Annotated in this window: 22 protein-coding genes; 13 read left to right on the top strand and 9 right to left on the bottom strand. The window is 64.8% G+C overall.

Annotated elements, in window-relative coordinates; genetic code table 11:
• Nucleotides 1-122: 122 nt before the first annotated feature.
• Both grpE and FS320_RS09055 read right to left on the bottom strand, forming a co-directional pair.
• Nucleotides 123-746: a nucleotide exchange factor GrpE gene (gene grpE, locus FS320_RS09050; protein WP_152710989.1), complete on the bottom strand. Its 624-nt coding sequence runs from the start codon at nt 744-746 to the stop codon at nt 123-125.
• Nucleotides 747-810: 64 nt separating this feature from the next.
• Entirely contained in the window at nt 811-3,561 is a 2,751-nt protein-coding gene (locus FS320_RS09055) for a [protein-PII] uridylyltransferase (RefSeq protein ID WP_152710991.1), read from the bottom strand.
• 262 nt (nt 3,562-3,823) lie between these two features.
• Here FS320_RS09055 and FS320_RS09060 point away from each other — a divergent pair, with 262 nt between their 5' ends.
• From FS320_RS09060 to FS320_RS09075, 4 genes are read left to right on the top strand one after another with little or no spacing between them, the layout of a single operon-like run.
• The gene (locus FS320_RS09060; RefSeq protein ID WP_152711042.1) at nt 3,824-4,792 is read left to right on the top strand and encodes an aliphatic sulfonate ABC transporter substrate-binding protein; all 969 of its coding nucleotides are present in this window, start codon (nt 3,824-3,826) and stop codon (nt 4,790-4,792) included.
• A gap of 23 nt (nt 4,793-4,815) precedes the next feature.
• On the top strand, nt 4,816-5,670 hold the full coding sequence (locus FS320_RS09065) for an ABC transporter permease subunit (RefSeq protein ID WP_162002905.1): 855 nt from the start codon (nt 4,816-4,818) through the stop codon (nt 5,668-5,670).
• On the top strand, nt 5,670-6,458 hold the full coding sequence (locus tag FS320_RS09070) for an ABC transporter ATP-binding protein (protein ID WP_152710995.1): 789 nt from the start codon (nt 5,670-5,672) through the stop codon (nt 6,456-6,458). The genes FS320_RS09065 and FS320_RS09070 overlap by 1 nt, the downstream gene beginning before the upstream one ends.
• A 19-nt stretch (nt 6,459-6,477) precedes the next feature.
• On the top strand, nt 6,478-6,987 hold the full coding sequence (locus FS320_RS09075; protein WP_152710997.1) for an OsmC family protein: 510 nt from the start codon (nt 6,478-6,480) through the stop codon (nt 6,985-6,987).
• Nucleotides 6,988-7,155: 168 nt separating this feature from the next.
• Here FS320_RS09075 and FS320_RS09080 read toward each other — a convergent pair whose 3' ends face one another.
• Nucleotides 7,156-8,439 carry a penicillin-binding protein activator gene (locus FS320_RS09080; protein ID WP_152710998.1) on the bottom strand — a complete coding sequence of 428 codons (1,284 nt, stop codon included), beginning with the start codon at nt 8,437-8,439 and terminating at the stop codon, nt 7,156-7,158.
• 139 nt (nt 8,440-8,578) lie between these two features.
• On the opposite strand from FS320_RS09080, the gene rsmI reads away from it, so the two are divergent.
• Together rsmI and FS320_RS09090 are read left to right on the top strand one after the other, a co-directional pair.
• On the top strand, nt 8,579-9,517 hold the full coding sequence (rsmI, locus tag FS320_RS09085) for a 16S rRNA (cytidine(1402)-2'-O)-methyltransferase (protein WP_152711000.1): 939 nt from the start codon (nt 8,579-8,581) through the stop codon (nt 9,515-9,517).
• Nucleotides 9,514-9,891 carry a YraN family protein gene (locus FS320_RS09090; protein ID WP_152711002.1) on the top strand — a complete coding sequence of 126 codons (378 nt, stop codon included), beginning with the start codon at nt 9,514-9,516 and terminating at the stop codon, nt 9,889-9,891. Before rsmI ends, FS320_RS09090 begins: the two co-directional genes overlap by 4 nt.
• Here the strand turns inward: FS320_RS09090 and FS320_RS09095 are convergent.
• Nucleotides 9,888-10,760 carry a LysR family transcriptional regulator gene (locus tag FS320_RS09095; RefSeq protein ID WP_152711004.1) on the bottom strand — a complete coding sequence of 291 codons (873 nt, stop codon included), beginning with the start codon at nt 10,758-10,760 and terminating at the stop codon, nt 9,888-9,890. The genes FS320_RS09090 and FS320_RS09095 overlap by 4 nt on opposite strands.
• Nucleotides 10,761-10,864: 104 nt before the next feature.
• On the opposite strand from FS320_RS09095, the gene FS320_RS09100 reads away from it, so the two are divergent.
• Entirely contained in the window at nt 10,865-11,074 is a 210-nt protein-coding gene (locus FS320_RS09100; RefSeq protein WP_152711005.1) for a DUF1127 domain-containing protein, read from the top strand.
• Here FS320_RS09100 and FS320_RS09105 read toward each other — a convergent pair.
• Complete coding sequence (locus FS320_RS09105) at nt 11,071-11,955, bottom strand: lipid kinase (RefSeq protein WP_152711007.1); 885 nt, start codon at nt 11,953-11,955, stop codon at nt 11,071-11,073. The two genes, FS320_RS09100 and FS320_RS09105, sit on opposite strands and share 4 nt — an antisense overlap.
• Nucleotides 11,956-12,118: 163 nt before the next feature.
• Here FS320_RS09105 and gshB point away from each other — a divergent pair, with 163 nt between their 5' ends.
• The gene (gene gshB, locus FS320_RS09110; protein WP_152711009.1) at nt 12,119-13,063 is read left to right on the top strand and encodes a glutathione synthase; all 945 of its coding nucleotides are present in this window, start codon (nt 12,119-12,121) and stop codon (nt 13,061-13,063) included.
• Nucleotides 13,064-13,214: 151 nt separating this feature from the next.
• On the opposite strand, the gene hemW is transcribed toward gshB, so the two are convergent.
• On the bottom strand, nt 13,215-14,375 hold the full coding sequence (gene hemW, locus FS320_RS09115) for a radical SAM family heme chaperone HemW (protein WP_152711044.1): 1,161 nt from the start codon (nt 14,373-14,375) through the stop codon (nt 13,215-13,217).
• Between the two features lie 293 nt (nt 14,376-14,668).
• Between hemW and FS320_RS09120 the strand changes: the two genes are divergently transcribed.
• Together FS320_RS09120 and FS320_RS09125 are read left to right on the top strand one after the other, a co-directional pair.
• Complete coding sequence (locus FS320_RS09120; protein ID WP_152711011.1) at nt 14,669-15,337, top strand: TetR/AcrR family transcriptional regulator; 669 nt, start codon at nt 14,669-14,671, stop codon at nt 15,335-15,337.
• A 74-nt stretch (nt 15,338-15,411) separates the two neighbouring features.
• Entirely contained in the window at nt 15,412-15,885 is a 474-nt protein-coding gene (locus FS320_RS09125) for a DUF2852 domain-containing protein (protein WP_152711013.1), read from the top strand.
• A gap of 162 nt (nt 15,886-16,047) precedes the next feature.
• Here the strand turns inward: FS320_RS09125 and FS320_RS09130 are convergent, their stop codons facing one another.
• Nucleotides 16,048-16,689, bottom strand: coding sequence for a non-canonical purine NTP pyrophosphatase (locus FS320_RS09130; protein WP_152711015.1), 642 nt, complete (start codon nt 16,687-16,689; stop codon nt 16,048-16,050).
• Complete coding sequence (gene rph, locus FS320_RS09135) at nt 16,686-17,399, bottom strand: ribonuclease PH (RefSeq protein ID WP_152711017.1); 714 nt, start codon at nt 17,397-17,399, stop codon at nt 16,686-16,688. The genes FS320_RS09130 and rph overlap by 4 nt, the downstream gene beginning before the upstream one ends.
• A 149-nt stretch (nt 17,400-17,548) precedes the next feature.
• Between rph and hrcA the strand changes: the two genes are divergently transcribed.
• Nucleotides 17,549-18,640 (top strand): heat-inducible transcriptional repressor HrcA, encoded by a 1,092-nt coding sequence (gene hrcA, locus FS320_RS09140; RefSeq protein WP_152711018.1) that lies wholly within the window; start codon nt 17,549-17,551, stop codon nt 18,638-18,640.
• 137 nt (nt 18,641-18,777) lie between these two features.
• A complete protein-coding gene (locus FS320_RS09145; protein ID WP_152711020.1) occupies nt 18,778-19,182 on the top strand; it encodes a hypothetical protein in 405 nt (134 codons plus the stop codon).
• Nucleotides 19,183-19,281: 99 nt separating this feature from the next.
• On the opposite strand, the gene FS320_RS09150 is transcribed toward FS320_RS09145, so the two are convergent.
• Nucleotides 19,282-19,611, bottom strand: coding sequence for a hypothetical protein (locus FS320_RS09150; protein WP_152711022.1), 330 nt, complete (start codon nt 19,609-19,611; stop codon nt 19,282-19,284).
• A 729-nt stretch (nt 19,612-20,340) separates the two neighbouring features.
• On the opposite strand from FS320_RS09150, the gene FS320_RS09155 reads away from it, so the two are divergent.
• The gene (locus FS320_RS09155; RefSeq protein WP_152711023.1) at nt 20,341-21,819 is read left to right on the top strand and encodes a SulP family inorganic anion transporter; all 1,479 of its coding nucleotides are present in this window, start codon (nt 20,341-20,343) and stop codon (nt 21,817-21,819) included.
• Nucleotides 21,820-21,882 lie beyond the last annotated feature (63 nt).

The following is a 21,882-nucleotide window of genomic DNA, read 5'->3' on the forward strand; positions in this document are numbered from 1 at the left end:
CCGGCCATAACGGGGCCTAACCGACAAGCCAGACCTTCAGGATGAGGGCACATGGGGTGTTCGCTTACAGCATTTTCAGGTGAAGCGGATGCGGTTCACAAGAAAAGCCGTTGACCGATCCCTTACGAAGCCGCCGACGAATTATCCGCAGGCTCGGCGCCATTGCCGTTGGTCGCAGCCTTCGGGCCGCCCTTAGAGACGCCGACCAGGGCCGGGCGCAGGACGCGCTCGCCGATGACGTAGCCGGACTGGACCACCTGCAGGACCGTGCCGTTCGGGACGTCCGCATTGGGGATTTCGAACATGGCCTGATGCACGTTCGGGTCGAACTTCTGGCCCTGCGGGTCGAGCTTCTTCACGCCATGGCGCTCGAGGTTCTTCAGCAGGTCGCGCTCGGTGAGGTCGATGCCCTCAATGAGGGCCTTGAAGGGGCCCTCGGCGGTGCTGCGAGCCTCCTCCGGCACGCTCTCGATGGCGCGGCGGACGTTGTCCGCCACGTTGAGCATGTCGCGGGCGAAGTTCGCCACGGCATAGGTACGGGCATCGGCGATCTCGCGCTCGGTGCGGCGGCGCAGGTTCTCCATATCGGCCATCAGACGCAGCATCTTGTCCTTCAGGTCCGCCTTCTCGGCCTCGAGAACGGCAATCGGATCGGCCTCAGGCGCGGAGGCCGCCTCGGGAGCGGCATCATTGGCGGGCTCGGCCTGCGGGGCCGCGTTCTGGTTTTCCGTGTCGTTCGGATTCATGGTCGATCAACTAAAATGGGAAAAGAAGGGTTCGGGGCACATATCAGGTCCCTTGCTCCACAAATCAAGCGCTGCGCCGGTGGAGAGGCTCGGTTTCCTCAGACTTGAACACGTCGAGAAGGGTGCGGCTGATGGTGGCCTGCCGTCCCGCATGGGTGATCTTGGTGCCCGTCAGGTCCGTCACGTAGAACACGTCCACGGCCTTTTCGCCGAAGGTAACGATGTGGGCCGACGCGATGTTGAGGTTGAGCTTCCCCAAGGCCGTGGTGAGATCGTAGAGCAAGCCCGGCCGGTCGAGGCCTGAGATCTCGATCACCGTCTGACGGTTCGACAGGGAATTGTCGATGCTCACCTCCGGCGGCACGTGGAAGGCCTTGGAGCGCTCCTTGGCCGGGCGCTTGCCATCCACGAGATCGGCGATCTTCACCTCGCCCTTCAAGGCCCGCTCGATGGCCTTGGCGACCCGCTCGGCCCGGCGCAGCTCGTCCTCGTCCCGGTCGAAGGCGCGGGAGAGCACGATGGTGTCGAGCGCGATTCCGTCCGTGGTGGTGAAGATCTGCGCATCGACGATGTTGCCGCCGGACGCCGCGCAGGCGCCGGTGACGATGGCGAGGAGGCGCGGATGGTCGGGCGAGAGGATGGTGAGCTCGGTCACGCCGCGGAACTGATCCGTCTCATAGGCCGTGGTGACCGTGCGCCCCGCCTTGTCGGATTCCCGCAGGAGCCTTGCCTGCTTGGCCCGCCGGGTTTCGTCGGTCTTCAGCCAGTAGCCCGGCGTATGGCGCGAAGCGTATGTCTCGAACTCGGCGTCCGACCAGTCGGGCAGCTCGGCGCGCAGCTGCTCCTGCACCAGGCGTACCCGCTCGGACCGGGCCAGATCCACCGCGCCGCCGCCGAGGATCACTTCCGTTTCCTGGTAGAGATTGCGCAGGAGCTGGCCCTTCCAGCCGGTCCAGGTGCCAGGGCCGACCGCCTTGATGTCGGCGATGGTGAGCACGAGCAGGAGCTTCAAGCGCTCCATGGTCTGCACCACCTCGGCGAAGCTCTTGATGGTGGCGGGATCCGAGAGATCACGGCTCTGGGCCGTGTTCGACATGAGAAGGTGATGCTCGACGAGCCACGCAACCGTGTCGGTCTCCGCCTCGGTGAGTCCGAAGCGCGGTCCGAGCTTGCGGGCGATCACGGCACCCGCTTCCGAATGATCCTCCGGCCGGCCCTTGGCGATGTCGTGCAGGAACATCGCCACGTAGAGCGCACGGCGGTTGCGGATGGTGGGAAAGATCTGGTTCGCCAGCGGATGCTCGCTGCCGAGCTGGCCCGCCTCGATCTCGGTGAGCACGCCGACCGAGCGGATCAGGTGCTCGTCCACCGTATAATGGTGATACATGTTGAACTGCATCATCGCGACGATGCGGCCGAAATCCGGAATGAAACGCCCGAGCACACCGGTCTCGTTCATGCGCCGCAGCACCACCTCCGGGGCGTTCTTGGACGACAGGATCTCCAGAAAGAGCTTGTTGGCCTCCGGATCGTTGCGGACGTTGTGCCCCAAGAGCTTGAGCGAGCGGGCGGCCCGTCGCGTCGCATCGGGATGAATGGCGAGGTTGCGCCGGTCGGCGAGCCAGAACAGGCGGATCAGGTTGACCGGATCGCGTTCGAAAGCCTCCTCGTTTTCGACGTTGAGGCGGTTGTTGTCGATGATGAAGCCCTCGCTCACGAGCGCGCCGCCGCTGCGGCGGCGGAAGCGGCCGAACATCCGGTCGAGCATGGGGCGGCGCTTCGTCTGGCGCGCCTCGAGTTCGGCACAGACGATCGCGGTGAGATCGCCCACATCCTTGGCGATGAGAAAATAGGCTTTCATGAAGCGCTCGACGGCCGACAATCCGCCTCTCGGAGCAAAGCCGAGGCGCTCGGCAATGGTGCGCTGCAGGTCGAAGGTCAGGCGCTCTTCCGCGCGGCCGGTGACGAAATGCAGGTGGCAGCGCACGCGCCAAAGGAACTCCTCGCAGCGCGAGAAGAGATTGAACTCCGCCTGCGTGAAGAGCCCGGCCTTGACCAGTTCCCTGGGCTCCTTCACCCGGTAGACGTATTTCGCGATCCAGAAGAGCGTATTGAGATCGCGCAGCCCCCCCTTGCCGTCCTTCACGTTCGGCTCGACGAGGTAGCGGGATGCGCCGGCCTTGGCGACGCGGCCATCGCGTTCCTTGAGCTTGGCGTCGACGAACTCCGCCGCCGTGGTCGCGACGATCTCCTGGTCGAAGCGCTTCTCCAGATTATCGAAGAGCTCCCGGTTGCCGAAGAGAAAGCGGGCCTCGAGCAGGGAGGTCCGGATCGTCATATCCGCATGTGCCTCGCGCAGACATTCCTCGACCGAGCGGGTCGCGTGCCCGACCTTCAGCTTCAGGTCCCAGAGGACGTAGAGCATCGCCTCGACGACGCTCTCGCCCCAGGCCGTCTGCTTGTAGGGCAGCAGGAACAGGAGATCGACATCGGAGCCCGGCGCCAGAGTTCCGCGCCCATAGCCTCCGGTCGCCACGACGGCCAAGCGCTCGCCGGCCGAAGGATTGGCCGCGGGATAGAGATGCTGAACCACGGCGTCGTGGACGATATGGACCAGTTCGTCCATCCGGTCGCAGAGATAGCGCGCGCAGACGAGCCCGTTTTGGCTGTCCTGAAGCTTCTCCTGAGCCTCCTGATGGCCCCGGTCGAGCAGCTTCTTCAACTCGGGGACTAGCTTGGCGCGCAGATCCGCCGCATCGCGGATCGGCTGACTGCCGAGGCTTTCGAGGATGCTCTTGGGGCTATGGATGGTCATGGAACAACCGCGCACGAGGAACCGTTTGACTTATCACTTGATCGGGCCTCCGCCCAAGGGTGGACTGGCATTATCCGTCGGAACCGATAGTGTGTTCTTTATAAGAGATACTGTTTGACATAAAAAACGTAGAGTTCTATAAACCGGACACGCGCCGATTTGAGCATGCAGCTTGCGGGCGCGAAACAAGTGCAGCTAAAGCGCCGGGCGCGCGAAGACCTGACGGTCCAGCTCCCATGCGCACAACATGGGACTGAACACAATGAGCCTGACCCGCCGTCTTCTGATCGCCGCCTCCCTCGCCACGGGCCTTGCCTCCTTTGCGACTGTCGCGTCCGCGCAGGTGAAGGAAATCCGCATCGATTACGCCACCTACAACCCGGTCAGCCTGGTCCTGAAGGACAAAGGCTTCCTCGAGAAGGAACTGGAGAAGGACGGCATCAGCGTGCGCTGGGTGCAGTCGCTCGGCTCCAACAAGGCGCTCGAATTCCTCAATGCCGGCTCGATCGATTTCGGCTCCACGGCCGGCGCCGCCGCCCTGATCGGCAAGATCAACGGCAACCCGATCAAGTCGATCTATGTCTATTCCCGCCCCGAATGGACGGCGCTCGTCACCCGCAAGGATACGGGCATCACGAAGGTCGAGGACCTGAAGGGCAAGCGCGTCGCTGTGACCCGCGGCACCGATCCGCACATCTTCCTGGTGCGCGCCCTGCAGGAAGCCAAGCTCACCGAGAAGGACGTGAAGCTCGTTCTCCTGCAGCATCCGGACGGCCGCACCGCTCTCGAGCGCGGCGACGTGGATGCCTGGGCCGGCCTCGATCCGCTGATGGCAGCGGCCGAAGTGGAAAGCGGCGCACAGCTCTTCTACCGCAATGCGGGCGCCAACACCTGGGGCGTGCTGAACGTCTCCGAGTCGTTTGCCAAGGACAACCCGGCTCTCGTGCAGCGCGTGCTCAAGGCCTATGAGGAAGCCCGCAAGTACTCGCTCGCCAACCCGGCCGAGCTGAAGAAGACGCTCGTCACCTATACCAAGCTCGCCGAGCCGGTGATCGAGCGCCAGCTCGAGCGCACGGAGCTGAGCCATTCCAACATCGGCCAGCCGCAGGTCGACACGATCCTCGCCGCGGGCCTCGCCCTGCAGCAGGCCGGCGTCATCACCCCTGAAACCAACGTGCGCGCCGCCGTCGATTCCCTCATCGACCGCCGCTTCGCCACCGCATCGCGCTGATGTCTTCATCACGGGAGAGCGCCGTGACAGGCCAAGCCACAAGCAACGCCTGGTCCTCCCATGAGGGTGCCGCCGCTCTCGCGGCCCCTGCCTTGACCGAGAAGCGACGCGCCTTCGACTGGCGCATCCTTCTCGGCTTTTTTTTACCCATCGCCATCGCTCTTCTCTGGGAATCCGTCGTCGCGCTCGACCTCGCGCAGGGACGCCTCGTTCCGCCGCCGAGCCGCATTATCGCGACGCTCTGGGGCTTGGCTCAGACCGGCGAATTGTGGACCCACACCTGGATGACGCTCTGGCGCGTCCTCGTCGGCTTCGTGATCGGCGCGGTTGCCGGCATCGTGCTGGGTGCGCTCTCCGGCTCCAGCAAGACCATCCGCCAATTGCTCGATCCGACCCTGCAGGCTCTTCGTGCGATTCCCTCCATCGCCTGGGTGCCACTGTTCATTCTGTGGCTCGGCATCTTCGAAGCATCCAAGGTGGCGCTGATCGCCGTCGGCGTGTTCTTCCCGGTCTATCTCGGCATTGCAGGCGCGATCCTCTCCGTCGACCGCAAGCTCGTGGAGGTCGGCCACGTGTTCCGTCTCTCGCGTGTTCAGCTGGCCCGCCGCATCCTGCTGCCCGCCGTTCTGCCGGAGGCCGTGATTGCGCTGCGTTCGGGCCTCGGCCTCGGCTTCATGTTCGTTGTCGCTGCGGAATTCATGGGTGCATCCGAGGGCCTCGGCTATCTGCTCGTCGACGGGCAGCAGATGGGCAAGCCCGACCAGATCCTCGCCGCGATCATCGCCTTCGCGCTGCTCGGCAAGATCGCCGACAGCCTGCTCGTTGCAGGCACCAAGCCGCTCGTGCGCTGGCAGGACACCGTGCGGGAGAGGTTGTAATGCTGAACCTCGAACACCTCTCCAAGACCTACGCCGATGGCACGCGCGCGCTGTCCGACATCAATCTCACCGTGCATGAAGGCGAGATCGTCTCCCTGATCGGCGGCTCGGGCTGCGGCAAGACCACGTTGCTGCGCCTCATCGCCGGTCTCGACCCGGCAAGCGCAGGCCGGATCCGCCTCGACGACGAGGTGCTCTCAGGCCCCCATCCAGACGTCGGCATCGTGTTCCAGGAGCCGCGCCTTCTGCCCTGGCTGTCGGTTTCGGACAACATCGCTTTCGGATTGGACGGCGTGAGTGCGGCGGAGCGCAAGGCCCGCGTCGCACATGCGCTCGACAAGATCGGCCTGATCGAGCATGCCGACCGCTGGCCGCGCGACCTGTCAGGCGGACAGCAGCAGCGCGTCTCCATCGCGCGCGCCTTCGTGACGAATCCGAAGGTTCTGCTCCTCGACGAGCCCTTCTCGGCGCTCGACGCCTTCACCCGCGCGAGCCTGCACGAGCATCTGCTCGGGCTGTGGGAGGAGACGCGCCCGACGGTCGTGCTCGTCACGCACGACGTGCAGGAGGCCGTGACGCTCGCCGACCGGTCCATCGTCATGCAACCGAAGCCGGGCCGGATCTTCGACGAACTGCCGCTGACCCTCTCGCGACCGCGCGACAAGACGGGCCTTCCCTTCGAGACTTCCGTGCGCCGCGTCTTGACGGCCCTGGACCATTCGCTCAAAGCTCCGCAATTGCAGCCTCAGCGTGAGCGCGACCGCCAGGCCGCCGCGCTGTGGTGGTAGGAACCAAAAGGACTTCATCATGGATGCGACAGCCCTTCGCGCCCTCCAGGCGCCGTTGAAGGATCAATACCGCAACGATCCCGACAAGGCCGTGATCACCCTGAAGGCGCAAGGCACGCTCGACGACCAGCACATCGCGTGCAAGGTCGAGACCGGCCGGGCGCTCGCCGTCGCAGGCCTTCACCCGGCCACCGGTGGCTCCGGTGCGGAACTCTGCTCGGGCGACATGCTGCTCGAAGCGCTCGTCGCCTGCGCCGGCGTGACTCTCAAGGCCGTTGCGACCGCGCTCGAAATCGACCTGCGCCACGGTGCGGTGAAGGCGGAAGGCGACCTCGATTTCCGCGGCACGCTCGGCGTCGACAAGGCGGCACCCGTGGGCTTCAGGAATATCCGCCTGTCCTTCGAGATCGATACCGATGCGCCGCAGGAGAAGGTCGACCAGTTGCTCAAGCTCACTGAGCGCTACTGCGTGGTGTTCCAGACCCTCAACAACAAGCCCGAGCTGAGCACCACGCTGACGCGCAAATAGGCCTGTTTGTTTGCTCGATCAGTATGAGATCTACTCGTCATGGCCGGGCTTGTCCCGGCCATCCCGATAAGCAAAAGCGCGGCGTTTCAATCCATCGGGATCACCGACACAAGGCCGGTGATGACGTGGCGGAATACTGTGGACGAGGGCGAGGATACTGAAATGCCGTCAGTTTCCAGCCACCAGGGTTCGCGGCGCGCCGCTGATCGCAACAGCAGCGCCGCCGCGGATTTCCTGCACGGTCAACGCACGGTCGTTGGTGCCATCGGGATTGAAGCGGAACACGCCGTCGGCCCCGGCGAAGCCTGCGGGATTCGTAAGCATGGCGTCGGTAAAGGCCTGTGCGCCCTGCATCCGCGCCAGCGCGGCGGCGAGCGTCACCGCATCGTAGGACAGAGTCGCCAGCCTGATCGGATCGACATTGAAGCGTGCGCGATAGCGCTCGGCGAAGGCCGTGAAACCACGCTTGTCGGGTGCCGCGAACCAGCCCCCTTGCAGGATCGGAAGAGCGACGACGCGAGGTTCGTCCCACAGCCCGGTGCCGAGCGGCTTGACCCGCAGCGGATCGAAGCCGGCCATCTGCAGCGCCTGGGCCATGGCCGGCAGGCCGTCGCCATTGTCTGGAAGGAACAGCGCGTCGGCCTGCGGCGCGGAACCGCCGATGACGGGTGCCATGCGCTGCACGGCCTCCCGAGGCTGTCCCGGCGGATAATATTCGAGCGCCGCGATGCGGATACCCTGCTGCGCCGCCGCCTGCTGCAGCCGCGCGCCGGCCACGCGGCCGTACTGCGTCTCCGGGATCAACGCGGCGACGGAGCGGCGTCCTTGAGTGGCGGCGAACGAGACGATGCGGTCCACCTCCTCCTGCACGAGGAAGCTCAGAAGATAAACGCCCTGACTGGCGACGCTCGCATCCGTCGAGAAGCCGATGACCGGCTTGCCCCTCTGGCGCGCCACCTGTCCGGCCGCCTGAACGGAGCCCGCGAAGAGTGGGCCGATGATGAGTTCGGCTCCTTCCGCCAGCGCCTGCTGGGCCGCAGCCTGCGCGCCCTCCGGGGTGCCGTTGTCGTCCTTCACGAAAAGGGTGAGATCCGAGTTCTGGAATTCGCCGAGGGCCAGTTCCGCCGCGTTGCGCATGCTCTGCGCCACCACGGCCCCCTGCCCCGCTCCGGTCATGGGCAGGATCAGGGCGACCCTGACGGGACCGTTGCCGATGGTGGTTCCGGCCATGGCCGGCCCGAGCGGAGCATCCTGCATCGGAGCGCCGGGGGGCGTCACGCCGGCCGCATACGCAGGCTCGACGGGAGCGGGTTGAGGCCGGCTCGCCTTTCGCGGCGGCGCCAGGCTGCCGGAGCCGACGCAGCCGGACAAAACCAGCGCCCCGGCAATGACAAAAACCCACGCGGCCCGGCCTGCAAGGCCTCCGGCTGTACCATGCGACGCCTGCGCCATCTCCACCCCCTTTTGGAAACAGCTATCCGTTCATGGACAGAAGCGTGACAGCAAAAGGTAAACATTGTTTCCAATGCAGGATGATGGTCTCGACAACCCCGCTTCCGCGGCGCCGCCCCTCATGCGACAGTGACGAACGATGAGTCAGAGAATCGATAACCGGACCAAACGGCGCGAGCCGAACGAGCGGATCGCCACCTTCACCGCCTTCGGCCTCGCCGCCGAGGCGAAGCCCCTGTCGCCCGGCCTCTATGTGGTCGCGACCCCCATCGGCAATTTGCAGGACGTTTCCTTCCGTGCGCTGAACGTGCTTGCCGCCGCGGACGCGATCCTCGCCGAGGACACGCGGGTGACGAAGACCCTGCTCGCCCATTACGGCATCACCACGCCGCTCGTAGCCTATCACGAGCATTCCAACGATGCCGTGCGCGAGCGCATGGTCCACCGGATCCGCGAAGGCCAAGCGCTTGCCCTCGTGTCGGATGCCGGCACGCCGCTGGTGTCGGATCCGGGCTACAAGCTCGTGCAGGCGGCGATCGAGGAAGGATTGCCGGTCACCCCCATTCCCGGTCCCTCGGCCGTGCTCACCGCGCTCGTCGCCTCGGGCCTGCCGACCGACCGCTTCTTCTTCGAGGGCTTCCTGCCGTCGAAGAGCGCCGCACGCCGTACGAGGCTCGCCGAGATCGGCACGATCCCCGGCACGCTCATGCTCTTCGAGGGACCGCATCGCCTGCCCGAGATGCTCGCCGATGCCGCCGCCGTCCTGGGCGAGCGGCAGGCCGTGGTGGCGCGCGAACTCACGAAGATGTTCGAGACGATCCGGCGCGGCACCCTGCCGGAACTGGCGCAGCAATTCGCCGAGGGAGGGCCGCCCAAGGGCGAGATCGTGGTGCTGATCGGCGAGGCGACGAAAGCCATGCACGCGGCGGAAGCCGATGCGGCGCTCGACGGCAAGCTCGAAGCGGCGCTCAAGAACCACTCGATCAAGGACGCTGCGGCGCTTGTCACGGCGGAGCTCGACATGCCAAAGCGCGAAGTCTATGCCCGCGCGCTGACGCTCGCAAAGAAGGGCAAATGACGAGCGCGCTCGAACGCCGCCGCGCGACTTTTCTGCGTGGCCATCGTGCCGAATGGATCGCGCTGCTGCTCCTCATGATGAAAGGCTACCGCCCGCTCGCGCGCCGCTATGCGGCATCGGGCGGCGAGATCGACCTGATCGTTGTCCGCGGCGACACCATCGCGTTCGTCGAGGTGAAGGCACGCGGCCTGATGGACGATGCGTTGTCTGCTATCACCGCCCGTAAGCGCCAGCGGTTCTCGCGCGCGGTTCGCACGTGGCTCACGCGCAATGATTGGGCTCAAGGAAAGACTTGGCGTGCCGATGCTGTGTTCATCGCGCCGAAACGATGGCAGCAGCACATCGTGTCCGCGTTCGAGTTGGAGATATCCTAAGCCGCCATCCGGTGCCGGTCCGCAACCGCCTCGCGGATATGTCGCGCCAATTCCTGCACCACGTGATTGCCGCCGTCGCGCGGCAGGTAGAGATTGACCATGAAGGGCGGGAGCGCGGGCAATCCGGACTCGGGCCCCAGCACGTCAAAACCGCTCGGCACGGTCGAGGCCATCCAGGCCATGACGGCGATGTCGGCGGCTACGGTCGCCACCTGCGCCGACGTGTTCGTCACCTCCGAGACCGAACGCCATTCGATGCCGGCCTTCTGCAGCACCTCGCGGATCGGCGCCCGGAAGGCGCAGTCGGAGCAGCCGATGGAGACAGGCAAAGGGCGCTGGCGCACCGCATCGCCGCCGCGCGCGCCCACCCATACCAGACGATCCATGACGAGGTTCTCGCCGTCGGGATCGCAGCTCATCTCGGTGGCGAGCACCACATCGACCTTGCCGCCATAGAGCTTCGAGCGAAGGGACACGCTGGAGCCGCTGTTGAGCGAGATCTGCACACGGGGATAGCGGCGCGCGAAATCCTTCAGGAAGGTCGGCAGATAGGTGGTGACGATGTCGCTTGGAATGCCGAGCCTTACCTCGCCTTCGAATTCCGGCGTCGTCATCTCGGTCCAGATTTCGTCATTGAGGGCCAGCATGCGCTTCGCCCGCCCGAACAGGCGCTCGCCGGCCGTCGTGAGCTTCATGGCGCGCCGATCGCGGGTGATGAGTTCCTCGCCGAGCGTCTCTTCCAGGCGCTTGATCTGCTGGCTCACCGCGGCCTGAGTCAAGTTGAGGACTCCAGTGGCGGCAGTCATGCCGCCGGCATCCACCACCGCCACAAAAGCTCTGAGCAGGCTCACATCGAGATTCCGGGCCATTGCCGACCTCAATAACAGTTCCTTATCTTTAATATAATGAACATTCGTTTCCTTTATGCAAGGGGCGAGTGCATCATCTCTTCATCGAACTTGAGGAGACGGTCATGTCAGCACTTTCCACCACCTGCGATTGGACCTCGGAACAGCAGGCCCCCAAGCCCTCGCGCATCAAGAGCCTTTTCGCATCCCTCATGCACGAAATCGAGATCCGCCGCGCCTTGCGCGAGGTCAGCACGCTCGACGAGGCGATGCTGCACGATATCGGCCTCACCCCTGGAAATGCCGAGGACACCATCCGGTGCGGCCGGCATTAAGCCCCTTCTTCTTTCGGCGCAAACACCGTCACGGCCGCGGGCCGGATCGAGAAATGGGCGGGCGTCTGGGTTACGATTTCGCCATCCGCATTGACGGGCTTCGGCTTGCGGGTGCGGATATCGAATTCCTTGGCCTGGACCGCCCGCACCTCTTCCCAGGCCCCATGCTGCCCGTAGCGGAATGACCGCGCCATGAGGGCGAGTTTCCAGGCCCGGTCCAGTTCCAGGCTGTAGAGATCGAGATGCTGGTCGTCGATGGCCGCATCCTTTTCCACCGCATTCCCGCCGCCGTAGAAGCGTCCATTGCCGACCGCGATCTGCAGCGTCTTCACACGCACGGATTCTTTCTCGCTGTAGATGGTGGCCCGAAAAGGCTTGGCCTGCGCCAGAACCTTCAGGGCCACGAGCGCATAACCCAGGCGGCCCCAGCGGCGCTTGATGTCCCGCGTCAGCTTCTGCGCTAGTTCTGCCGACAGCCCAATGCTTGCCACGTTGAAGAACGGCTCGTTGTTGACGATGCCGAGATCGATCCTGCGGGTGAGGCCATCGGCAATGACCTGGGCAGCACCATCGAGATCGAAGGGAATGTCGAGGGTCCGCGCCAGATCGTTTGCCGTGCCCATCGGCAGAATGCCCAAGGGCAGCCCGGCCTCGATGACGCCGAACGCCGCCGCGTTCAGGGTGCCGTCGCCCCCGCCGACGATGGCGCAATCCACGTCCTTGGCATGCTTGACGATGAGCGGGGATAGATCCTCCCGGCGGCCGCATTCCAGGTGAACGGGCTCGATGCCATGATCCTTCAGGCGCTCCATGGCGATGTCACACTGGGTGGCACCGCTGCGGCTCTTGGCATTGACAATCAGAAGGGCGCGGCGGGGCATGGACTATCACATGGATAAGCTTGACGGGATCTGCAAGGGGGCCGGCTTAAGCGGGGCCGTTGGATAACCCCCCTCCCCCGATTTCGTTCACGACACCGACGATGAAGAGTTGCCATCCTTCTTTTTAAGGCCAATAACCCTGCTTCCCAAGGAGGCTTGACGCATGACCGTCACCGTTGCGTTCCAGATGGATCACATCCGCAGCATCAAGATCGCAGGCGATACGGGTTTTGCGTTGCTGCTCGAAGCCCAACGGCGCGGGCATCGGGTCCTGCACTACACGCCCGACCGCCTTTCCCTGCGCGACGGCGCGGTGGTCGCAATGGCGGAAACCATCGAAGCGCGCGACGTGGAGGGCGACCATTTCACGCTGGGTGAGCCCGAACGGGTCGATCTCTCGACCGTCGACGCGGTGCTCATGCGCCAGGATCCGCCCTTCGATCTGGCCTACATCACCGCCACTCATTTTCTAGAGCGCATCCATCCGAAGACGGTCGTCGTCAACGATCCGACCCATGTGCGCAATGCGCCGGAAAAGATCTTCGTCACGCATTTTCCGCACCTGATGCCGCCGACGCTCATCTCCCGCGACAGACAGGAGATCGAGGAGTTCCGGCGCGAGCATGGCGATGTGGTGATGAAGCCGCTCTACGGCCATGGCGGTGCGAGTGTGTTCAAGGTCGGCCGTGAGGATCCGAACTTCGGCTCGCTATACGACCTGTTCTCCAACCTGTTCCGCGAGCCCTGGGTGATCCAGCGCTTCCTGCCGAAGATCACGGAAGGCGACAAGCGCATCATCCTCATCGACGGCGAGGCGGCGGGCGCGATCAACCGTGTCCCGGCGGCGAACGACATCCGCTCCAACATGGTGCGCGGCGGCGCGGCGAAGCCCACGGATCTGACGCCGCGCGAGCGCGAGATCTGCGAAACCATCGGTCCTGACCTCAAGCGCATGGGCCTCATCCTCGTCGGCATCGACGTGATCGACGGCAACCTCACCGAAATCAACGTGACCGCCCCCACGGGCATCCGCGCCATCAAGCGCCTCGGCGGGCCAGATCTCGCCGTGACGGTGTGGGATGTGATCGAAAGCAAGGTGAGGCGCTGATACCCTCCACTGTCATCCCCGCGAAGGCGGGGATCCATATCCACGACGCAGGCAAGAGGAGCGCAGGGGCTTTCATCTTGCGTCTGCAGAACCGTCAGCGTTGATGGATTCCGGGCTCCAGGATGCGGCCCCGGAATGACAGCAGCGTGTATTAAGCCGCCAATTCCGCAATCACCGCGTTCAGCACCGGAAAGCCCTTCGGTGTCACCGCGAGGCGTGTTCCATTCACCTGGATCAGGCCTTCCTCCTCCAGGTTGCGCAAGCGCCTCGGGTTCAGCGTCCGCCCGGTGAATGCCTCGAACCGGCGCGGATCGACGCCTTCCTTCAGGCGCAGACCCATGAGCAGGAATTCGTCGCCCTCGGCCTCGGAGGTCAGTACCTCTTCGTCGATAACGCCGTGGCCTTCACGCTCCACGAGTTCCAGCCAGGTTTCCGGGTGCTTCTCCGTCGCGGTGGCGAGCCGCGCATTGCCGGTCACGAGTCGTCCATGGGCGCCGGGGCCGATGCCGGCATACTCGCCGTAGCGCCAATAGAGCAGGTTATGGCGGGATTCAGCGCCGGGCTTGGCGTGGTTCGAGATCTCGTACGCTGGAAGGCCGTACTTCTCGCACACCTCCTGCGTAATGTCGTAAAGCGCGCGGCCGGTCTCCTCGTCCGGCACGGTGATCTTGCCGGCATCGTAGAGACGCTGGAACCAGGTGCCGGGCTCGATGGTGAGCTGATAGAGCGAGAGATGCTCGACCGAATGGGAGATCGCCTGCTCCAGCTCCGCGCCCCAGGCCTGCGGCGTCTGGCCCGAGCGGGCATAGATCAGGTCGAAGGAATAGCGCTCGAAGATGGAGGCCGCAATCCTCACCGCCCCCAGGGCTTCGTCGACCGAATGCATGCGCCCGAGGCGCTTGAGATCGGGATCGTTGAGCGCCTGGACGCCGAGCGAGACCCGGTTGATGCCGGCTCTGCGGTAACCGCGGAAGCGCTCGGCCTCAACGCTGGTGGGGTTGGCCTCCAGCGTCACCTCCGCCTTGGGATCGACGGCCCAGGCGCCGCCGATGGCGTCGAGGATCGCGCCCACGGTTTCCGGTTTCATGAGCGAGGGCGTGCCGCCGCCGAAGAAGATACTCGTGACCGTCCGTCCCGGAATGCGCGAAGCCGTATGGGCGATCTCGCGCCGGAAGGCCGTGAGAAACCGCTCCTGATCCACCGGCTGGTGGCGGACATGGCTGTTGAAGTCGCAATAGGGGCATTTGGAAGCGCAGAAGGGCCAATGGACATAGACGCCGAAGCCCACATCACGCGTCGGATGATCGATCATGGGGCCTATATGGCAGTTCACGGGCTCTGCGTCACGGGTGGCGTTGTCGCGTAACCAGCTACCGTGTCATTCCCGGCCGGAGCGCAGCGGAGGGGAAGGGAATCCACTGCCAAGCGCCGCGCCCTGGATCCCCTTCCCTCGCTTCGCTCGCCGGGGACGACACGCAGCGGTGTATTGCCGAAACCTTTCTGAACCTCATCGCTCACAAGGTTGTTCACCCTTATAGAGCCTTCGGTCCTGGCTTCCGCTGCGGCGGGGTCTTAAGATCGGCAGGCAGACAACAGGAACCCATCATGCGGCATTGGCGCGGCCCGTTCGACCGGCAGGGCTACCACCACGGCAATCTGAAGGAGGCGCTGATTGAAGCCGCGCAACGCTTCATTGCCGAGCGGGGGATCGGCGGGTTCACGCTGGCCGACGCGGCCAAGCTCGTGGGCGTGACGCCCGCGGCGCTCTATCGCCATTTCCGGGGCCGGGACGCGCTCGTGGCCGAGGTCGCGTTCCGCGGCTACGACGAGTTGGCGAAACGGCTCGGACGGGCCCTGCAGAGCGACGGGACAGCGCTGGAGCGCTTCACCCGCATGGGTGAGGCCTATCTCGCCTTCGCCGAGCAGGAACCCGGCTTCTACACGGCCATGTTCTCGGCCAGGCCCAGCGAGGGCGAGACTTGCGGCCCATTCTGGACCAAGGAGATCAAGAACGGCGGCAAGCCCGTCGGCAACGCCTTCGACTTCCTGGTCCAGGCGCTGTCAGAGACGTTTCCCGACGGCTTCGAGAGCGTCGACGTCCGCTTCATCGCCATAGAGGTCTGGGCCCTGTCCCACGGTATCGCAACTCTGGACGCCGCAGGTCAACTGCCAAAGGGTCCGGGCCTGCCGGACAAGTACGAGTTGCTGCGCGCCGGCGTGCTCGCCCTTGTCCATGGTGCCTTGAAAGGCCGCACCGGCAATTCTGGAAAATAACGACGAAACCTCTCTTGAAAGCGCCAAAATCGATCCGCATGTTAATGTTGTTAGCATTAACATAGGGACCTCCAATGTCTGACTCTGCCTCTGCCGCCTGGAACGCGGGCCCGCATGCGGGCCCCTGGAACAACGGCGCTCATCGCCGCTGCGGGCGCAAGCCCGGACGCGGTTTGGAGATCGTCGGCATCATTCTGGGCTTTATCTTCGTCTGGCCGCTCGCGCTGGCCTATCTGGTGTGGAAAATGTGTGGATATCCGAAATACGACGAGGCCAAGGCGTTCTTCCGCGACACCTTCGGTCGGGCCAAGGATGACTTCTTCGCCTCGCGTGGCCCTGCCGGGTTCGGCTTCGCCAGCACAGGAAACGCGGCGTTCGACGACTACCGCCGCAGCGAGCTCGAGCGCCTCGAGGAAGAGCGCCGCAAGCTCGACGAGGAAGCGCGCGACTTCCGGAACTTCGTCGAGGAGCTGAAGCGGGCCAAGGACCGCGAGGAGTTCGATGCCTACATGGCCAAGCGCCGCAACAACGGCACGACGAACGTCTGATCCGAATTATCCAAGTCAGTGGAGCGCCCTCCGGGGCGCTCTTTCTTTTTGAACAGCTCTTTTCGTCAGGGCCGGGCTCGTCCCGGTCATCTCGGCCGGAGAAGCGTGGCGCTTCAGGCATTCGAGATCACCGGCACAAGGCCGGCGATGACGTCGAAGGCGTCAGGCCCGGTGCAGGCACCCGGCGGCCAGCTTCAAGAAGGCGCGGGCCCGGTGGGACAGGCCGGAAGGTTCCGGCTTCGACCAGTCGATGCCGTGCTTTTCCTCCGAGGAGATCTCCCCGAACGTCTCGGTGAAGCCATCCGGCTGGAACATGGGGTCGTAGCCGAAACCCTTGTCGCCGCGCGGCGGCCACACGACCTCGCCGAAGACGCGCCCCTCGAACAGCTCCTCGTGCCCGTCGGGCCAGGCAATGACGAGGGCGGAGACGAAATGGGCCCTGCGGTCCGTCGCCTCGCGCTTCAGCAATTCGCGCTCCACCCGCTCCATGGCGGCATGGAAATCCTTCTTCGGGCCGGCCCAGTCGGCCGTAAACAAGCCCGGCGCGCCGTCCAGAGCATGGACGCACAATCCGGAATCGTCGGAGAGCGCCGGCAGGCCGGTGGCCATGGCCGCCGCGTGGGCCTTGATGGCGGCGTTCTCGGCGAACATGTGCCCCGTCTCGTCGGGAACCGGCAGGCCGAGTTCGCCCGCCGACACGGCCTCCACGCCGAAGGAAGCGAGCAGCTCCTGCATCTCGCGCAGCTTGCCTGCGTTGTGGGTCGCGATGACGACCTTGCCGGTCAGGGAACGATGAATGCTCATGCCACGGCCTTCTTCTGCAGGTCCACCAGCTGTGTCACGCCGGCCTTGGCGAGGCGAAGCAGACTCAGGAACTCCTCTTCCGAGAAGGGCTTGCCCTCGGCCGTGCCCTGCACCTCGACGATGCCGCCGGAGCCCGTCATCACGAAATTGGCGTCGGTCTCGGCGGCGGAATCCTCCGCATAATCGAGATCGAGCACCGGCTGGCCCTTGTAGATGCCACAGGAGATGGCGGCGACGGGCTCGCGCAGCGGATTGATCGAGATGATCGAGCGGTTCTGCATCCAGGTGAAGCATTCGTGCAGCGCCACCCAGGCGCCGGTGATGGAGGCCGTGCGGGTGCCGCCGTCGGCCTGGATCACGTCGCAATCGACGACGATCTGCTTTTCGCCGATGGCCGGCAGGTTGACGACGGCGCGGAGCGACCGACCGATGAGGCGCTGGATCTCCTGGGTGCGGCCCGAAGGCTTGCCGGAATTGACCTCGCGACGGGTGCGCTCATGGGTGGCGCGGGGCAGCATGGAATATTCCGCCGTCACCCAGCCCCGGCCGGTGCCGCGCAGCCACGGCGGGCCCTTTTCCTCGAGCGAAGCGGTGCAGATCACCTTCGTGTTGCCGAAGGAGACGAGGCAGGAGCCTTCCGCATAGCGCGCGACCCCGCGCTCCAAGGTGACGGGACGCAGTTCGTCGGGGGCGCGGTTGGAAGGACGCATGGCGGGATTCTCCTGAAAGATCTTGCGATTCTCCACCTGTTTGAAGCGGCGGGGCGGTTTAGGCAAGCGCAAGGCTTGCCGAAGAGGCTTCCGATCCGCACATAATACTGACTTGCAGGGTGGAATTGTGAGAGCGTAGAACCCTTCGGATGCATCCAACCGGTCCCTTCTCCCATCTGTCGAAAACCCGCGCCATCGCGGAGTTGAACGACCGTTCCCGTGAAATCTTCCGCCAGATCGTCGAGAGCTATCTCATGACAGGCGAGCCCGTGGGCTCGCGCCATCTCTCGCGCATCCTGCCGATGACGCTCTCTCCCGCGTCGATCCGCAACGTGATGGCGGATCTGGAGACGGCGGGCCTGGTCTTCGCGCCCCATACCAGCGCCGGCCGCCTGCCGACGGAGACGGGCCTGCGCTTCTTCGTTGATGCCATGATGGAGATCGGCGACGTCACCTCCGAGGAGCGCTCGCGCATCGAGGCGCAGATGCGGGCCGCTGCCTCGGGCCACACCCTGGAAACGGCGCTGGCCGAGGCCTCCGCGCTGCTGTCGGGCGTCTCGCGAGGCGCCGGCGTGGTCGTGACGTCCAAGTCCAATGCGCGCCTCAAGCACATCGAATTCGTGCGCCTCGACCCGGCCCGCGCCCTGGTGGTGCTCGTCTCCGCGGACGGCTCTGTGGAAAACCGCCTTCTCGACCTGCCCGCAGGCCTGCCCGCAGGCGCCTTGGTCGAGGCCGGCAATTTCCTCAATGCCCGCATCCAGGGCAAGACTCTCGGCGACATCAAGCGGGAGATCCAGACCCGCCGCGAAGACATGGAGCGGGAGCTCGACGCGCTCACCGCGAGGCTCGTGGAGGCGGGGCTCGCCACCACGGTGGGACCGGCGGATTCCCGTCAGCTCATCGTGCGCGGGCAGGCCAACCTCCTCGACGATCTGAAGGCGGCCGAGGATCTGGAGCGCATCCGCCTGCTCTTCTCGGACCTGGAGACCCAGACCGACGTGATCGACCTCCTGAGTCGGGCCGAGGGCGGCGAAGGGGTGCGCATCTTCATCGGCTCGGAGAACAAGCTCTTTTCGCTCTCCGGCTCCTCGATGATCGCCGCCCCCTTCCGGGACGGCAGCCAGAAGATCGTCGGAGTTCTGGGCGTCATCGGTCCGACCCGACTGAATTACGCTCGCATCGTCCCCATGGTCGACTATACCGCCAAGGTGATCTCGCGCATCCTGGAACAGGGGCGGTAGGGGCACCGATCGACGCCTGTGTGCGGCGGCGCGCTTTGCATCACGTTGCCCCGATACAAGGGAACCATCTTCGTCTGAAGCGTTAAACCTCCTGTCCGCGCAAGCGGCCAATGTTCCTATCGATGCAGGAGGTTCACTTGAAGACAGCGACGATCATCGCCAGCGCCAGCCTCATGATGCTCGGCACCCTCGGCTTGGCCCAGGCCCAGACCAGCGGCACGCCCGGCTCCCCCTTCCCGAATGCCGCTCCGCACGAAGTCCAGATGATCAACGGCGTTCCCTGCCGCACCATTCTCGACCGCGAGAGCAATCAGCGCGTCCCGGTCCAGTGCGCCAGCTCGGCCGGCATGATCGGCATGGATCCGACGACGACCGGCAGCGTCCTCATGGTTCCGGCGGCCCGAGCCCCCGTGTCCGGAACGCCGGCCTCCGCCTTCCCCACGGCTGCGCCCCATGAGATCCGGGTCATCAACGGGGTTCCTTGCCGTACCGTCCTGGTCCAGGGCACTGAACAGCGCGTTCCGGTCGAGTGCGCTCGTTAATCGTCCCCTTCCTTCGGCACGCGCGGGCTCCCGGTTCCGCGCTCGCCTTCACGTCCCGCGCTCGAATGCGAGGCCCGCTCAGGCAAGAGCACGACGTCTCTAAGGGCCCTCGACCGACAGGTCCGGCGCAAAGAATTTGTACTGGGCATTGATCATGGCCTGAAGCCCGCCCTTGGATCCGTCCGTGTAATACCACTGCCGCAGAGCCGCCGATTGCGAGTAGCGAGACAGATCGACTTCCGCGATGCGGCACAGCATGTCGCTGAGACTGCCGAAGCCGCCCTCCAACGCGAGGTCCCCGGCGCTTCGCGGCTGGCCCGTCCTCGGCCCGAATAACGGCAGCGGCGGCGATGGCGGATGCGAGGCAAAATCCCGCCCGACGGCGTCCAGGACGCGAAAGTTCGGGTTCTGTGTCAGCGGGTAGAGCACGGCATCAACATTTGCAGACGTCTGTGACGATCACCTTAGACAATGACGCTGCGGAATGAAGCGGGAGCGTGCCCGAAATTAAGGAATTGTTAACAGTAAAAGTGAGGTCTGCGGGGCTCGAGCATCGGACCCAGAAGTGGATTTGCACGTTTGGGATCGATGCGTCTTCTTGGACGAGCGCATCGGTCGATCCAGAAAACCGGGTCCACTCTTCGCTGACGCGGACCTGCGGTTCCACACGATGCTCCATGCCACGCTCCGATTAGGCCGTAGACACCGGAACCCAGCATGCTGCCGAGCCCGTAGAGGGCCATCTGGAATGGGCCGATGCGTCTGTGAAGCTCGGGACGGCTGCCGTCCCGAGATCGTGCGGAGCATCTGAGATTGCTGGGGCTCCTGCCATCGCCGCCTCCAATGCCTGAATGGATTACGGAAGGCTGGGGCGCGGAGACAAGATTACTAATCCGCCCCATTCACAAAATGCGTCTGTCACATGCCCCGATCCCAGCCCGGCACGTTGCAATGCGAAATCAGACTGGTATGGAGGAGCGTGGATTACGGTGATACCCTTGCGAAGTTCCCGCGGATGACCCCGCCGTAATGCGCTTCGAGCGCATTCTTGGTTGTTGAGCCCATTCCATTCCTTTCGCCTAATGGACGCTCCTGTTGTACAGCGACGCCTGTTCTTGCGGCCCCGCTAGCCCCGTCGGGCTCACGAGAATTTCCAACATGACTCATCTCTCCCGCCTCAAGGCCGAGTGGTTTCCCAACGTTCGTGCCGATCTCCTCGCCGGCACCGTCGTCGCCCTGGCTCTGATCCCTGAGGCCATCGCCTTCTCGATCATCGCCGGTGTCGATCCGCAGGTCGGCCTCTATGCCTCCTTCTGCATCGCAGTCATCACGGCGATCGCAGGCGGGCGGCCGGGCATGATCTCGGCCGCGACCGGTGCCATGGCCCTCGTTATGGGATCACTGGTGAAGGACCATGGGCTGCAATATCTGCTCGCCGCCACGCTTCTGACCGGCGCGTTCCAGATCGTTGCCGGCGCCCTGCGCCTCGGCGATCTGATGCGCTTCGTCTCCCGCTCCGTCGTGACGGGGTTCGTGAACGCGCTCGCCATCCTGATCTTCATGGCGCAGCTGCCGGAATTCACCGGCCAGGGCCCGCTCATGTACGGCATAGTCGCCGTGGGCCTGGCGATCATCTACCTGCTGCCGCTGGTCACGAAGGCGGTGCCCTCCGCCCTCGTGACGATCGTCCTGCTCACGGCGATTTCCATTTACTTCGGCTTCGACCTGCGGACTGTCGGCGACATGGGCCAGCTGCCGAGCGACCTTCCGGCCTTCGCCCTGCCCGACGTGCCGCTGAACCTCGAAACGCTCAAGATCATTCTTCCCTACTCGCTCACGCTTGCCATGGTGGGCATGCTCGAATCCCTCATGACGGCCGCCATCGTGGACGAGATGACGGACACGGACAGCTCCAAGAACCGGGAATGCACGGGTCAGGGCCTCGCGAACATCGTGGCGGGCCTGTTCGGCGGCATGGCCGGCTGCGCCATGATCGGCCAGTCGGTGATCAACGTCTCGTCCGGCGGCCGCGGACGGCTCTCGACGCTCTGGGCCGGGGCCTTCCTGCTCTTCCTCATCCTCGTGCTCGACGAATGGGTGCGCCAGATCCCCATGGCGGCGCTCGTCGCCGTCATGGTCATGGTCTCGATCAACACCTTCCAGTGGGGCTCGATCCTGGCCATGCGCCTGCACCCGAAGAGCTCGAGCATCGTCATGCTGGCCACCGTGGCGGTCGTCGTCCTCACCCATGACCTCGCCAAGGGCGTGCTGGTGGGCGTGATCCTGAGCGGCATCTTTTTCGCCCGCAAGGTCGCCAAGTTCTTCGGCGTTACGTCCACCCGCGAGGGAGACGTGCGGACATACCGGGTCGACGGGGAAATCTTCTTCGCCACGGCGGAGGCCTTCCACAGCGCCTTCGACTTCCGTGAGGAGGACTTGAAGCGGGTCGTCATCGATGTCGGCAGCTCCCATTTCTGGGATATCACCGGCATCAACGCCCTCGACCGGGTTGTGCTGAAGTTCCGCCACCACGATATCCCGGTGGAGGTCGTGGGCCTCAACGAGGCCAGCGCCAGCCTGGTCGAGAAGCTGGGCACCCACAACAAGGAGGGAGTCGGGCTGGCCTCGGGCCACTAACGGGCCACGCGACACCGCCTTCCCTTGGCATAAGGGGGCCGGGCTGCTATTGCCCGGCCAACA

The organism is Microvirga tunisiensis (genome assembly GCF_009296175.1).
In the GTDB taxonomy this organism is placed as follows: domain Bacteria; phylum Pseudomonadota; class Alphaproteobacteria; order Rhizobiales; family Beijerinckiaceae; genus Microvirga; species Microvirga tunisiensis.

What these genes read in the sequence shown, in the direction of transcription:
- grpE (WP_152710989.1), bottom strand. Translation starts at nt 746, where the DNA reads ATGAATCCGAACGACACGGAAAACCAGAACGCGGCCCCGCAGGCCGAG.
- FS320_RS09055 (WP_152710991.1), bottom strand. Translation starts at nt 3,561, where the DNA reads ATGACCATCCATAGCCCCAAGAGCATCCTCGAAAGCCTCGGCAGTCAG.
- FS320_RS09060 (WP_152711042.1), top strand. Translation starts at nt 3,824, where the DNA reads ATGAGCCTGACCCGCCGTCTTCTGATCGCCGCCTCCCTCGCCACGGGC.
- FS320_RS09070 (WP_152710995.1), top strand. Translation starts at nt 5,670, where the DNA reads ATGCTGAACCTCGAACACCTCTCCAAGACCTACGCCGATGGCACGCGC.
- FS320_RS09075 (WP_152710997.1), top strand. Translation starts at nt 6,478, where the DNA reads ATGGATGCGACAGCCCTTCGCGCCCTCCAGGCGCCGTTGAAGGATCAA.
- FS320_RS09080 (WP_152710998.1), bottom strand. Translation starts at nt 8,439, where the DNA reads ATGGCGCAGGCGTCGCATGGTACAGCCGGAGGCCTTGCAGGCCGGGCC.
- rsmI (WP_152711000.1), top strand. Translation starts at nt 8,579, where the DNA reads ATGAGTCAGAGAATCGATAACCGGACCAAACGGCGCGAGCCGAACGAG.
- FS320_RS09090 (WP_152711002.1), top strand. Translation starts at nt 9,514, where the DNA reads ATGACGAGCGCGCTCGAACGCCGCCGCGCGACTTTTCTGCGTGGCCAT.
- FS320_RS09095 (WP_152711004.1), bottom strand. Translation starts at nt 10,760, where the DNA reads ATGGCCCGGAATCTCGATGTGAGCCTGCTCAGAGCTTTTGTGGCGGTG.
- FS320_RS09100 (WP_152711005.1), top strand. Translation starts at nt 10,865, where the DNA reads ATGTCAGCACTTTCCACCACCTGCGATTGGACCTCGGAACAGCAGGCC.
- FS320_RS09105 (WP_152711007.1), bottom strand. Translation starts at nt 11,955, where the DNA reads ATGCCCCGCCGCGCCCTTCTGATTGTCAATGCCAAGAGCCGCAGCGGT.
- gshB (WP_152711009.1), top strand. Translation starts at nt 12,119, where the DNA reads ATGACCGTCACCGTTGCGTTCCAGATGGATCACATCCGCAGCATCAAG.
- hemW (WP_152711044.1), bottom strand. Translation starts at nt 14,375, where the DNA reads ATGATCGATCATCCGACGCGTGATGTGGGCTTCGGCGTCTATGTCCAT.
- FS320_RS09120 (WP_152711011.1), top strand. Translation starts at nt 14,669, where the DNA reads ATGCGGCATTGGCGCGGCCCGTTCGACCGGCAGGGCTACCACCACGGC.
- FS320_RS09125 (WP_152711013.1), top strand. Translation starts at nt 15,412, where the DNA reads ATGTCTGACTCTGCCTCTGCCGCCTGGAACGCGGGCCCGCATGCGGGC.
- FS320_RS09130 (WP_152711015.1), bottom strand. Translation starts at nt 16,689, where the DNA reads ATGAGCATTCATCGTTCCCTGACCGGCAAGGTCGTCATCGCGACCCAC.
- rph (WP_152711017.1), bottom strand. Translation starts at nt 17,399, where the DNA reads ATGCGTCCTTCCAACCGCGCCCCCGACGAACTGCGTCCCGTCACCTTG.
- hrcA (WP_152711018.1), top strand. Translation starts at nt 17,549, where the DNA reads ATGCATCCAACCGGTCCCTTCTCCCATCTGTCGAAAACCCGCGCCATC.
- FS320_RS09155 (WP_152711023.1), top strand. Translation starts at nt 20,341, where the DNA reads ATGACTCATCTCTCCCGCCTCAAGGCCGAGTGGTTTCCCAACGTTCGT.